Source organism: Nonomuraea fuscirosea, assembly GCF_035917475.1.
GTDB lineage: Bacteria > Actinomycetota > Actinomycetes > Streptosporangiales > Streptosporangiaceae > Nonomuraea > Nonomuraea fuscirosea.
Genome location: NZ_CP109074.1, coordinates 280957 through 293142 on the forward strand (window position 1 = coordinate 280957; position 12186 = coordinate 293142).

14 protein-coding genes and 2 tRNA genes are annotated in these 12186 nt (G+C 71.4%); 12 read left to right on the top strand and 4 right to left on the bottom strand.

Going from position 1 to position 12186, the window contains the following annotated elements; genetic code table 11:
- The first annotated feature begins 30 nt into the window (after nt 1–30).
- From OIE67_RS01260 to OIE67_RS01280, 5 genes are all read left to right on the top strand, one after another.
- Nucleotides 31–1233 (top strand): sensor histidine kinase, encoded by a 1203-nt coding sequence (locus OIE67_RS01260; RefSeq protein WP_326635826.1) that lies wholly within the window; start codon nt 31–33, stop codon nt 1231–1233.
- A 109-nt stretch (nt 1234–1342) separates the two neighbouring features.
- The gene (locus tag OIE67_RS01265; protein ID WP_106249281.1) at nt 1343–1957 is read left to right on the top strand and encodes a response regulator; all 615 of its coding nucleotides are present in this window, start codon (nt 1343–1345) and stop codon (nt 1955–1957) included.
- 110 nt (nt 1958–2067) lie between these two features.
- The gene (locus OIE67_RS01270; RefSeq protein ID WP_326635828.1) at nt 2068–2649 is read left to right on the top strand and encodes a hypothetical protein; all 582 of its coding nucleotides are present in this window, start codon (nt 2068–2070) and stop codon (nt 2647–2649) included.
- Nucleotides 2650–2727: 78 nt separating this feature from the next.
- Nucleotides 2728–2803: transfer RNA gene (locus tag OIE67_RS01275), tRNA-Glu, on the top strand.
- An 18-nt stretch (nt 2804–2821) separates the two neighbouring features.
- Nucleotides 2822–2894, top strand: a tRNA-Glu gene (locus OIE67_RS01280).
- A gap of 156 nt (nt 2895–3050) precedes the next feature.
- On the opposite strand, the gene OIE67_RS01285 is transcribed toward OIE67_RS01280, so the two are convergent.
- Entirely contained in the window at nt 3051–4766 is a 1716-nt protein-coding gene (locus OIE67_RS01285) for a hypothetical protein (RefSeq protein WP_326635830.1), read from the bottom strand.
- 58 nt (nt 4767–4824) lie between these two features.
- Nucleotides 4825–5541 carry an IclR family transcriptional regulator gene (locus OIE67_RS01290; RefSeq protein ID WP_106249277.1) on the bottom strand — a complete coding sequence of 239 codons (717 nt, stop codon included), beginning with the start codon at nt 5539–5541 and terminating at the stop codon, nt 4825–4827.
- 62 nt (nt 5542–5603) lie between these two features.
- Here OIE67_RS01290 and leuC point away from each other — a divergent pair, with 62 nt between their 5' ends.
- The 4 genes from leuC to OIE67_RS01310 all read left to right on the top strand — a co-directional run bounded on the left by leuC (nt 5604) and on the right by OIE67_RS01310 (nt 8206).
- Entirely contained in the window at nt 5604–6989 is a 1386-nt protein-coding gene (gene leuC, locus OIE67_RS01295) for a 3-isopropylmalate dehydratase large subunit (protein ID WP_326635833.1), read from the top strand.
- Between the two features lie 12 nt (nt 6990–7001).
- Nucleotides 7002–7589, top strand: a complete 588-nt coding sequence (leuD, locus tag OIE67_RS01300; RefSeq protein WP_106249275.1) for a 3-isopropylmalate dehydratase small subunit — start codon at nt 7002–7004, stop codon at nt 7587–7589.
- Nucleotides 7568–7807 (top strand): SCO5555 family protein, encoded by a 240-nt coding sequence (locus OIE67_RS01305; RefSeq protein ID WP_146178510.1) that lies wholly within the window; start codon nt 7568–7570, stop codon nt 7805–7807. The genes leuD and OIE67_RS01305 overlap by 22 nt, the downstream gene beginning before the upstream one ends.
- 99 nt (nt 7808–7906) lie before the next feature.
- A complete protein-coding gene (locus tag OIE67_RS01310; RefSeq protein WP_106249273.1) occupies nt 7907–8206 on the top strand; it encodes an HU family DNA-binding protein in 300 nt (99 codons plus the stop codon).
- A 52-nt stretch (nt 8207–8258) separates the two neighbouring features.
- Here OIE67_RS01310 and OIE67_RS01315 read toward each other — a convergent pair whose 3' ends face one another.
- Both OIE67_RS01315 and cofC read right to left on the bottom strand, forming a co-directional pair.
- Nucleotides 8259–8465, bottom strand: coding sequence for a hypothetical protein (locus OIE67_RS01315; RefSeq protein ID WP_326635837.1), 207 nt, complete (start codon nt 8463–8465; stop codon nt 8259–8261).
- 74 nt (nt 8466–8539) lie between these two features.
- On the bottom strand, nt 8540–9211 hold the full coding sequence (gene cofC, locus OIE67_RS01320) for a 2-phospho-L-lactate guanylyltransferase (protein WP_326635838.1): 672 nt from the start codon (nt 9209–9211) through the stop codon (nt 8540–8542).
- Between the two features lie 79 nt (nt 9212–9290).
- On the opposite strand from cofC, the gene OIE67_RS01325 reads away from it, so the two are divergent.
- From OIE67_RS01325 to OIE67_RS01335, 3 genes are all read left to right on the top strand, one after another.
- Nucleotides 9291–10001 carry a lysophospholipid acyltransferase family protein gene (locus OIE67_RS01325; protein ID WP_106249268.1) on the top strand — a complete coding sequence of 237 codons (711 nt, stop codon included), beginning with the start codon at nt 9291–9293 and terminating at the stop codon, nt 9999–10001.
- A 4-nt stretch (nt 10002–10005) separates the two neighbouring features.
- Nucleotides 10006–11016 carry an NAD(P)H-dependent glycerol-3-phosphate dehydrogenase gene (locus OIE67_RS01330; protein WP_326635839.1) on the top strand — a complete coding sequence of 337 codons (1011 nt, stop codon included), beginning with the start codon at nt 10006–10008 and terminating at the stop codon, nt 11014–11016.
- A gap of 64 nt (nt 11017–11080) precedes the next feature.
- Nucleotides 11081–12175: a D-alanine--D-alanine ligase family protein gene (locus OIE67_RS01335; protein WP_326635841.1), complete on the top strand. Its 1095-nt coding sequence runs from the start codon at nt 11081–11083 to the stop codon at nt 12173–12175.
- Nucleotides 12176–12186: the final 11 nt, after the last annotated feature.

Below are 12186 nucleotides of genomic sequence, written 5' to 3' on the forward strand. Positions count from 1 at the left end.
TCGGTGGACCTCCGTGCCAGGCTTGACCCCATGAGCTGGCTCGACGGGCGCGAACGCTGGGTCTACCCGGCGCTCGCCTACGCACTGCTCGCGATCTCCGCGACCTCGGCCGCCCTCCTGGGCGTCCCCGCCGCGCCGCCGGAGTGGCCGTTCCCGCCCTGGCAGTCGGTGCCCTGGCCGGTGCTCGTCCTGCTCGCCGCCGTCTGGCTGGCCGCCGTCCCCTGGCTCTACCCGCGCCGCGACCGGCGCCGCGCGTTCGTCATAAGCCACTACCTGGTGCTGCTCGCGCTCGCCGCCGCCCTGTCGTTCCGGAGCACGGCCTTCGTCGTCTTCGCCTCGATCGGCTACCCGCTGGCCATCGCCATGCTCCCGGCCCGGCTGATCATGGCGGGCGTCACGCTGACCGCCCTGGTCAACGTCACCACCCAGTCGGCGCCCGGCGCGCGGGCCACACTGCTCGCGGTGATCGCCGGCGTCGCGCTGCCGCTGGTCCTGGCCGGCTGGTACGTCTCCGCCGAGCACGACAAACGCCGCCGCCTGGTCACCCGCCTGCGCGCCGCCATGGACGAGAACGCCGACCTCAACGCCAGGCTGCTCGACCAGGCCAGGCGGGCCGGCGTGCTCGACGAGCGGCACCGCGTCGCCGGCGAGATCCACGACACGCTGGCCCAGGATCTCGTCGCCCTGATCGGCCAGCTCGACGCGGCCTCCCGCGCCGGCCGGGACGACGTCCGCGGCCGTCACCTCGACCGCGCCTCCGAACTCGCCCGCCGCGGCCTGACCGAGACCCGCAGATCCGTGAGCGCCCTGCGGCCCGAGCCGCTGGAGGAGGCCAGGCTGCCGGACGCGATCGGCCACCTGGCCAGGTCGTGGGCCGACACCGCCGGGGTGGAGCTCCGGTACGAGGTCACCGGGCAGCCCGTGCCGCTCTCCGCCGACGTGGAGAAGGTCCTCTTCCGGGTCACCCAGGAGGCCCTGGCCAACGTGGCGAAGCACGCCGGAGCCACCAGGACGGCGCTGACCCTCTCGTACACGGACGAACTCGTCCTGCTGGACATCCGCGACGACGGAGCCGGTTTCGCCCCGCAGGAGCGTACTGACGGCTTCGGCCTGGACGGCATGCGCCAGCGCGTCCGCGGCGTGGGCGGCACCCTGGAGATCGAGTCGGAACCGGGCCGGGGCACGACCGTCGCGGCGGCCGTCCCCGCCCTCCCCGGGCACGGCGAGCGGTGAGATCCCGACAAGCGCGACACTCCGGCCAGGGGCGCGATTCCGGCCGCTGATGAGATCCTGGTGCGGACGGATGCCCGCCGAGCCGACGCCCACGGGACGAGGAGGACCGATGCCCCTGCGGCTGCTGATAGCCGACGATCATCCGATCGTGCGCGAGGGACTGCGCGCCGCCTTCGACGGCGAGCCCGGCCTGGAGGTGGTCGGCGAGGCGGCCGACGGCGACCAGGCCGTGCGGCTGGCCGCCGAGCTCGTTCCCGACGTCGTGCTCATGGACCTGCGCATGCCCGGCCTCGACGGGCTGAGCGCCATCCGCCGGCTCAGCGGCACCGGGCCGCGCATCCTGGTCCTCACCACGTTCGACGGCGACGTCGTGCCCGCGCTCGAAGCCGGCGCCGGCGGCTACCTGCTCAAGGACGCCCCGAAGGAGGAACTGGTCCGGGCCGTGCACGCCGTCCACCGGGGCGAGACCGTGCTCGCCCCCGCCGTGACCGGCCGCCTGGCCGACCACCTGCGCAGGCCCGCGAGGGGACAGCTGAGCAAGCGCGAGCTGGAGGTGCTGCGGCTGGTGGCCGGGGGAGCGACGAACAAGGAGGCGGCGGCCGGCCTGCTCATCAGCGAGGCCAGCGTGAAGACGCACCTGCTGCACATCTACGCCAAACTCGACGTCCGCGACCGCGCCGCCGCCGTCGGCGAGGCCTACCGCCGCGGCCTGCTCGCCCGCTAGCCCTCGCCTCCCCGCCCGCCGATCGAGGTCGCCGGTCCTCGCTCGTCGATCTGGGCTCGTTTGTCCTGGGACGGCAGTTCGGGCGGATCCGGTAGAGTCGCGCCCCACTTATGGCTGAATTTCGTCTTCGCGCGGGTGGCTTCCCGCGCTTCCTGCTTCCGTTCATCGCCCCGCTCGTCCTCTTCTTCGCCGTCTGCCTCCTCCTCGGCGCCATCCTCACGAACGACACCGCGCTCGGCGTCGTCATCGGCGCGCTCGCCACCGGCGTGCTGGTCGCCGTCCTGGCCGGCAAGCACCGCCGCCTCGTCACGGGCACCGTCGTCCGCTTCTCCGCCGACGGCGTCGAGCTGGCCGACTCCCACGGCTTCCGCGTCCGCCTCCGCTGGCCGGACATCACCAGGGTCGGCGTCGTGGACACGCAGCAGGCCGATCCCCGCGTGATCGGGCGTCCCGCCGCTGCCAGGGCGCGGGTGCGGCCGCTGCGCTCGACCGGGCTGATCGGATGGGGCGAGCGCACGGTCCCGCCCCGCGTTCCCCGCTGGATGCGCGCCCGCCTCGCCGCCGTCCCCGTGGACCCCGCCACCGGCAGGCCGGAGGTGGCGATCCCGCTGGGTGAGTTCGATCCGCAGTGGGAACGAGGCCCGATGGGCGACTGGGTCCGGCGCCACAGAGCCGATCTGGTAGGCGGATAAGCGGTTTGGTGTGGTCTTCCGGGTGCGGTAGAGTTACCTGCGTCGCCGGGGAGGCCCGGCACACCAGCTTGTGGACAGGGTCCCGTCGTCTAGTGGCCCAGGACGCCGCCCTCTCAAGGCGGTAGCGCCGGTTCGAATCCGGTCGGGACTACCACTGTCACAAGCTCGCGAAGGTCCCGTCGTCTAGTGGCCCAGGACGCCGCCCTCTCAAGGCGGTAGCGCCGGTTCGAATCCGGTCGGGACTACGTCTGCAGCAACAATCGCTCCGGTGCACATAGCCCGGAGCGTTTTTGTTTTCCCCACCCGATCTCAGTCCGCGTGTCCCCGAAGCGAGTACGACCCTGGAACGCGGAGATCCCCCCGCCGCGGCCGGCGGCGGGGGGATCGTCGGTCGAGCCGGATCAGGCGGAGCGGGCCTTGAACAGCGCCCGCCTGGCGGCCTTGGCCACCTGCTTGTCCGGATGCACCTGCGAGATCAGATCCAGCAGCTCCTCCACGTGCGCGTGCGGGATCTTCCAGATCACCTCCAGCAGGCTGTTGACCATGTCGGGCCCGATGTCGCGCAGGCTGCTCACGAACTCCGAGCGCCCCAGCCCCGCCGAGATCGTCCACATGTCGAGGATGAGCCAGTGGGTGTCGTCCGTCGTCGGCTCGGGCGCGCCCTCGACCCCGAGCTGGCTCAGCTGCGTCGCCGCGTAGGGACGCAGCGACGACTGCTTGAGCGCGGCCTGCCAGGCCGGCACGGCGGCCTCGCCCAGCGTGCCGACCACGCTCGCGGCCTGCACCCTGATCAGCGCGTCGCTCTCGTCCTCGGCCGCCGCGTCCAGCAGCTCCTCGGCCGCCTTGGCGGGCTCGCGCAGCCGCATCCAGGCGGCGAACTCGGCGTCGGCCTCCTCCTCGGGCAGCTCGGCGCTCAGCGCGAGCAGCTCGTGGGCGCTCATGGACTCGATCGCCGGCCGGGCGTCGACCTCGATGTCGGCGTCGTCCACCAGGTGGATGACGCCCTCGGTGCCGAGCGGCGTGAGGCGCAGCGTGCCGTCGTCGAGCTCGACCATGCCGTAGCCGGTCAGCCATTCGACGGCGGAGGCCACCGGGTCGCCGGCCGCCTCCCAGGCGTCCGCGCCCAGCTCGTCGAGCTCGGCGGCGGCCTCGGCCAGATCGCGCGACAGCTCACCGAGATCACGCGAGCCGCCCGCCAGCAGCAGCCGCACCAGCAGCCCCCTGGTCAGGCCCGCCAGGGCCATCGTGAGGTCGTCGTCCTCCAGCTCGGGGTCGCCGTAGTCGACCGAGTGGAGCCCGAGCATCCAGGCGTCGAGCACGTCCTCGTCGTCGTCGAACGGCCACTCGGAGGTGTCGTCCTGCACCGCGACCGTGCCGGCCTCACCCGGCTCCAGGAACTCCAGGTCGACCGCGAGGTTCCAGATGTTCCACAGCTGGGGCACGGCCTCGGCGATGGGGCCGTCGGTCTCCGGGCTGGGCAGGCCCGTGGCCCGCAGCGCCTCCTCCACCTCGGCGTCGGTGAGCAGGGTGTCCTCGCCCACCCGCCGGCCCGAGCCGACCCACACGGCCAGATCACGGGCCTTGGCGACGAGCGGCACCTCGCGGGCCGCCGCGGCGAGCTCGGAGTCGGGCCGCAGCCTGATCGTGTCGAGGTCGGCCAGTTCGTCGGCGAACGGCTCGAAGTCGCCGAGGTCGCCGGACTCGGCCGCCTCGGCCTCGTCGTCGCCCTCGGAGTCGTCCAGCATCTCCTCCATGAGGTCGACGAACTCGTCCTCGACGTCGTCGAGCTCGGCCTGCAGATCGGCGAGGCTGTCGGAGCCCTTGGCCAGCCGGCCGGTCTGGGACAGGAACGTCAGGTAGGCGTCCACGGCCGGAAGCATGCCGTCGGCGGCGGCGTCGGGATCCTCCACGACCTTGGGCATGCGGTCGAGCAGCAGGTTACGCAGGTCGGCACGCTTCCACGTGCCGAGGTCCTGCGAGAAGGCGAGACGGTGCCACAGTGCGGCGGGTCCCACGAGCTCGGGGTCGCTCCCGGGCGCGTTCGCACGCGCCCACATGATGAACTCTTCGAGCAGGGGTCGCAGCTCAGTGGCGGCTACCTCGATGCGATCTGTCACGCACTCAGGCTAGTGTGCCCGCGAGGCAGTCGGCTCCCGAAATACATCCTTTTGCTGATCATGACGTGCGGCGCATCGCCTCGGTGATCCGTTCGGCCGCCGCCATGACGGGCACCGCGTGCAGCCGGCCCGGCGCTCTCGTCAGCCGTTCGATGGGCCCGGAGACGGACACGGCCGCGATCACCTTGCCGCCGCTGCCCCTTATCGGGGCCGAGACGCTGGCCACCCCCTGCTCGCGTTCTCCCACGCTGTGGGCCCAGCCCCTGCGTCGTACGGAGGCCAGCGTGGCGGCGGTGAACTTGGCGCCGCGCAACCCGCGGTGCAGCCGGTCGGGCTCCTCCCAGGCCAGCAGGATCTGCGCCGCGGAGCCGGCCGTCATGGGCAGCGCCGAGCCGACGGGAACGGTGTCACGCAGGCCGCTGGCGCGTTCGGCCGCGGCCACGCACACGCGTTCGTCACCCTGGCGGCGGTAGAGCTGCGCGCTCTCCCCCGTGAGGTCGCGCACCTGCATCAACACGGGCGCGGCCACCGCGAGCAGCCGGTCCTCGCCGGCCGCCGTGGACAACTCCGACAGCCGGGGCCCGAGGACGAATCTTCCCTGTGTGTCGCGACTCACAATTCTGTGGTGCTCAAGTGCGACGGCCAGCCGGTGGGCGGTGGGGCGGGCCAGGCCGGTCGCCTGGACCAGCTGAGCCAGCGAAGCGGGTCCCGCTTCGAGGGCATTGAGTACAAGAACCGCCTTGTCGAGTACTCCGACTCCGCTAGAGTTGTCCATACACCGATACTGCCGTCTCGACATATGAGAAGGCAAGTCGGATGATTCTCAAGGAGGAGATCATGGGCCGCACACTGGCCGAGAAGGTCTGGGAGCAGCACGTAGTCCGTCGCGCGGAGGGCGAACCGGACCTGCTCTATATCGACCTGCACCTCATCCATGAGGTGACCAGCCCGCAGGCGTTCGACGGACTCCGTCTCGCCGGCCGGAAGGTGCGACGGCCCGATCTCACCATCGCCACCGAGGATCACAACGTCCCGACCCTGCTCGGCCCGATCTCCGACCCGGTGTCCAAGACGCAGGTCGAGACCCTGCGCAAGAACGCCGCCGAGTTCGGCATCCGGCTCCATCCGATGGGCGACGCCGGTCAGGGCGTGGTGCACATCATCGGGCCGCAGTTCGGCCTGACCCAGCCGGGCATGACGATCGTGTGCGGCGACTCGCACACCTCCACCCACGGCGCGTTCGGCGGCATCGCGTTCGGCATCGGCACCTCCGAGGTCGAGCACGTGCTGGCCACGCAGACGCTGCCCGCCTACCGGCCCAAGACGATGGCCATCGAGGTCTCGGGCGAACTGCCCGCCGGCGTCACGGCGAAGGACCTGATCCTGGCCATCATCGCCGAGATCGGCACCGGCGGCGGCCAGGGCTACATCGTCGAATACCGCGGCGAGGCCGTGCGCAAGCTCTCCATGGAGGGCCGCATGACCGTCTGCAACATGTCGATCGAGGCGGGCGCGCGGGCGGGCATGATCGCTCCGGACGAGACCACGTTCGCGTACCTGAAAGGCCGCGCGCACGCGCCGGAGGGCGAGGCGTGGGACCAGGCCGTCGAGTACTGGACGTCGCTGCGCACCGACGACGACGCCGTGTTCGACAAGGTCGTCCACATCGACGCCTCGACGCTGACCCCGTACGTCACGTGGGGCACCAACCCGGGCCAGGGCCTGCCGCTGGGCGAGAGCGTGCCCGACCCCGAGTCGTTCGCCGACCCGGTCGCGCGCTCGGCCGCCGAGCGGGCGCTCGATTACATGGGCCTGCGCGCCGGCACGCCGCTGCGCGAGATCGAGGTCGACACGGTGTTCGTCGGCTCCTGCACCAACGGCAGGATCGAGGACCTGCGCTCGGCCGCCGAAATCCTGCGCGGCCGCCAGGTCACCACCCGCACGCTCATCGTGCCCGGCTCGATGATGGTCAAGCGGCAGGCCGAGGAGGAGGGCCTGCACGAGGTGTTCAAGGCCGCGGGCGCCGAGTGGCGCGAGGCCGGCTGCTCGATGTGCCTGGGCATGAACCCCGACACGCTCAAGCCGGGCGAGCGCAGCGCCTCCACCTCCAACCGCAACTTCGAGGGCCGGCAGGGCAAGGGAGGCCGCACCCACCTGGTGTCGCCGCAGGTCGCCGCCGCGACCGCCGTCACCGGCCGCCTCACCGCCCCCGCCGACCTGTAAGGAGACAGACCGATGGAAGCCTTCACCACCCACACCGGTACGGCGGTGCCGCTGCGCCGCAGCAACGTCGACACCGACCAGATCATCCCGGCCGTCTGGCTCAAGCAGGTCAGCCGCACCGGTTTCGAGAAGGGCCTGTTCGCCGCCTGGCGCGAGGACCCGACGTTCGTCCTCAACGACCCCTCCTACGAAGGGGCCTCGATCCTGGTCTCCGGCCCCGACTTCGGCACCGGCTCCTCCCGCGAGCACGCGGTGTGGGCGCTGCAGCAGTATGGGTTCCGCGTCGTGATCGCCGCCCGCTTCGGCGACATCTTCCGCAACAACTCCACCAAGATGGGCCTGCTGCCGGTCGTCCTGCCGGCCGAGCGGGTCGAGGCGCTGCAGGCGGCCGTCGAGGCGGACCCGAAGCTGGAAGTGACCGTCGACCTGGGCGAACGCCAGGTGCGGTGGGCCGGCGAGGTGGTCGCGTTCGAGATCGACGACTACACCCGCTGGCGGCTGACGGAGGGGCTCGACGACATCGGGCTGACCCTGCGTCACGCCGACGACGTGGCGGCGTACGAGAATGGTCGGCAGCCATGGCTGCCGACGACCGTCTAGAAGACGACGAACTGGCGCGGCGGTTGCGCGAGGCGCACCGCCGCGTCCGCATGCTGCCCGCCGCGGAAAAGGAGCGGATCGCGCGCCGTTATCTCGCGATATGCGACGTCGCGAAGCGAGATCCGGAAAGGGCCGCGGTACGCCTCGAAGCGTTTCTGGCCTCCCTTGACGACGCGTTCGACACGCCACGCGACGAAGAAAACACGCCGGGTGATTGAGTTCCCCCGCGATCCCGCCTACTTTCGAGCCCGTAAGGGGTTTCTACGTCGAACTCGTGAGCTGGAACCCCGAGCCGTAACTGGGGGAGCAGGACTTTCATGAACAAGCGAGAACTCGTCGAGGCCATCGCGGATCGGGTGGGCGACAGGAAGACGGCCACCGAGGCCGTCAACGCGGTCATCGACGCCATCCAGAAGGCCGTGGCCAGTGGCGACAAGGTCTCGATCACGGGCTTCGGCGCGTTCGAGATGGTGAACAAGCCCGCCCGCACGGCGCGGAACCCGTCGACCGGCGCGGAAATCAACGTCGCCGAGAGCTGGGCGCCCAAGTTCCGTCCCGGCTCGGATTTCAAAGAGCTGGTGAACACGGGCGGCAAGAAAATCGGCAAGAAGAAGTAAACGCGAGCGGACTGTCACGCCCGGGCCCGTCGGCCCGGGCGTCCGCTTTTTTCTAGGCGTCCGGCACCGGGAAAGTCGACAGCGTGATGTAGCCGATCTCGCCGCCGGACATCGCGAGGTTGACCCGCTGGCCGGAGCGGAGCAGGCGCAGCGGGCCCGCGTCGAAGGCGGGGGCGCCGAACGGAAGGACGGTGCCGTTGTCGAGGAAGACCGTGCCGGAGCGGGTGGTCTCGTCGAAGGTGCGTACGGTCGCCTGCATGCGCCCAGATTAATCGCTTCCCGCCCCGTCCGACGAGCACGCCCAGACAAGCACGCCCAATGAGGCCGGCGCGCTCAGGCGGGCGGGGCCGGGTTCGAGGACGGGATGAGGGCCGGGTCGGGCCACAGGTCGGCGACGACCGCCGCCGTGTGCCGGCCGAGCCCGAGCCGCACGGCCGCGCGCAGGTCGTCGGGGGTGTCCACGTCGCGCCTCACCGAGTCGATCCCCGGCACGCACAGCTCCTTGGCCCCGCCGGCCAAATGCTTGGCCCGCGACTCCCCGCCGAACCTGGGCGTGAACGGCCGCTCCGGCCGTACCCCGTAGAACGTCGTCCCGACGTCGAGCGCGTCGGGCACGAACGACTGGTCGAACTCGGCCGCCGCCGCGAGCGCCAGCGCCAGCTCGGCCGGGCGCAGGGCCGGCAGGTCGGCCTGCAACGCCCCCACGGCGTCGCCCGGCGCCAGGCGTACGGCATGGGCGGCCCCCGTGCGCAGCGCCGTGTTCAGCCCCCGATCGGGGTCGGACACCACGTCGGCCCCGAGCGCGTCCAGCGGCCCCGCGGCGGCGGGATCGGCGGTGACCACGATCACGCGCGCGACCAGCGGGCAGGCGAGCGCGGCCGAGACGGTGTCACTGGCCACGGCCACGGCCAGGCGTGTTCTGTGCGGGCCCGTCGCGGCGGCCAGCCGGGTCTTCGCCGCGACCAGCGTCTTCACCGGAATGACCAGGGACCAGCGGATGCTCATAGGGTAAGCATCGCGCCTCGACATCCCGCACGGCCAACCGGGAGACTTGGGGCGCATCCCGCAGGTGTTGGAGGAGACCATGAGCCGCCCCACGCGACCATCGCGTTTCTGGGAGACCTTCGCAGTAGTCGTGGTGAAACCGCTGTCCCGGCTCCTGGTCAAACGAGACTGGCGCAACGGCGAGCGCATCCCGCGCACCGGCGGCGTGATCATCGCCACCAACCACCTGTCCTGGGCCGACCCCGTCCTGCTGTCGCACTTCCTCTACAACAACGGCCGCTGGCCGGTGATCCTGGCCAAGTCGGGCCTGTTCAAGATCTTCTTCCTCGGGCGGGCGGTGCGCAGCCTGCTGGCCATCCCGGTGGCCAGGGGCAGCAGCGAGGCGGCCGAGTCGCTGCGCATCTCGGCCGAGCGGCTGGCCGACGGGTGTGCGATCCTGTTCTACCCGGAAGGCACGTGCACCCGCGATCCCGACCTGTGGCCCATGGTGGGCAAGACGGGCGCCGCCCGGCTGGCGCTGGAGAGCGGCGCCCCGGTCATCCCCATGGCCCACTGGGGGGCGCAGGAACTGCTGCCGTACGGGGAGAAGAAGCCCAGGCTGTTCCCGCGCAAGACGTTCCGCGTGACGGTGGGACCGCCGGTGGACCTGTCGAAGTACGCCGGCCGGCCACCGCACGCCGACGTGCTGCGCGAGGCGACGGCCGACATCATGGCGGCGGTCACCGCGCAGCTGGCCGAGCTGCGCGGCGAGAAGGCGCCGGAGACTCCCTACGATCCCGCCGGACGGTGATGGCATGACGAAGGTGGCCGTTTTCGGAACGGGCTCGTGGGGCACCACGTTCGCGATGATCCTCACGGAGGCCGGCAACGAGGTCACGATGTGGGGGCGCAGGGCCGAGGTGACCGAGGCCATCGACCGCGACCACGTCAACCCCGACTACCTGCCCGGCATCCGGCTGCCCGCCACGCTGCGGGCCACGACCGACCCCGAGCGGGCGCTGGCGGGGGCCGACTTCGTGGTGCTCACCGTGCCGGCGCAGAGCCTGCGGACCAACCTGGCCGCCTGGCGTGCCCACATCCCGTCCGGCGCGGTCCTGGTGAGCCTGATGAAGGGCATCGAGCTCGGCACGACCAAGCGCATGAGCGAGGTGATCCACGAGGTCGCCGAATGGCCGCAGGAACGCGTCGCGGTCGTGTCCGGGCCCAACCTGGCCAGGGAGATCGCCGAGCGTCAGCCCGCCGCCACCGTGGTGGCCTGCACCGACGAGCGGGTCACCGCGCGGCTGCAGGCGATCTGCCACCTGCCGCCGTGGTTCCGCCCCTACACCAACCCCGACGTGGTCGGGGTCGAGCTGGGCGGCGCGGTGAAGAACGTGATCGCGCTGGCCGTGGGCGTCTCCGCCGGCATGGGCATGGGCGACAACGTCAGCGCCATGCTCATCACCAGGGGACTGGCCGAGATCTCCCGCCTGGGCGCGGCGCTCGGGGCCGACGCCCACACCTTCGCGGGGCTCGCGGGCATGGGCGACCTGGTGGCCACGTGCACGTCGCCGCTGTCGCGCAACCGTACGTTCGGGGAGAACCTGGGCCGGGGCATGACGCTGGCCGAGGCCGTCGCCGCGACCAGGCAGACCGCCGAGGGCGTGAAGTCCTGCGAGTCCGTGCTCGAACTGGCCAGGAAGCACGACGTCGAGATGCCGATCACGGAGGTCGTCGTCGGGGTCGTCCACGACGGCATGTCACCCGCGGAGGCGGGCACGCTGCTGATGTCCCGTTCTCCCAAGCCCGAGCGGTACGGCTTGTGAGAAACACCTGATTACGGCGTGCTCGACTCGCTGTGACACGGACACCCCGGTAGATTCGGACACCATGAGCAAGCCACGCGTCGCCGTCGTTTTCGGAGGCCGCAATTCCGAGCACGCCGTTTCCCTGATGGGAGCGGGCAGCGTGCTGGATGCGATCGACAGGACCAAGTACGAGGTGATCCCCATCGGGATCGCCCAGGACGGCAGGTGGGTGCTGGCAGCCTCCGACCAGCGGTTCGCCATCGAGTCGGGCGAGCTGCCGGTCGTCGACACCTCGGGCGCGGCGCTGGCGCTGCCCTCGGGCGACAGCTCGCTGGTGGCCTACGACCCCGGCAGCATCCCGGTCGAGCTCGGCTCGGTCGACGTGGTGTTCCCCGTGATGCACGGCCCGTTCGCCGAGGACGGCACGATCCAGGGGCTGCTGGAGATGGCCGGCGTCCGCTATGTCGGCTCCGGCGTGCTGGCCAGCGCGGTCGGCATGGACAAGGCCCACATGAAGACCGTGATGGCCGCCGCGGGCCTGCCGACCGGTCGTTACGTCGTCGTACGCGACCGCGACTGGCGCATCGGGCGCGAGTGCGTGCTCAAGGAGGCCGAGGAGCTGGGCTACCCGGTCTTCGTCAAGCCGGCCAGGGCGGGCTCGTCCCAGGGCATCTCCAAGGCCTCCGACCGGGCCGAGCTGGAGGCGGCCGTGGAGGCGGCCAGGCAGCACGACCCCAAGGTGATCATCGAGGCCGCGATCGTCGGCCGCGAGATCGAGTGCGCGGTGCTGCAGTCGCTGGGCGACGAGCTGGCCACCGCGTCGATGCCCGGTGAGGTGCGGGTCGAGGGCGGCCAGGACTTCTTCGACTTCGAGGCGAAGTACTACCCCGACCAGATGTCGCTCACGGTGCCCGCCGACATCCCGCAGGAGACGGCCGAGGAGCTGCGCGCGATGGCCGTGCGCGCGTTCGAGGCGCTCGAATGCGAGGGGCTGGCGCGGGTCGACTTCTTCTACACGCCCGAGGGCCAGGTGATCTTCAACGAGATCAACACCATGCCAGGGTTCACGTCGCTGTCGGTGGCCCCGCAGCTCTGGGCGGCCTCGGGCCTGTCCTACCCGGCCCTGGTCGACCGGCTGGTGCAGCTCGCGCTCTCGCGTTCGCCCGGCCTGAGATGAGCGGGCCGGGT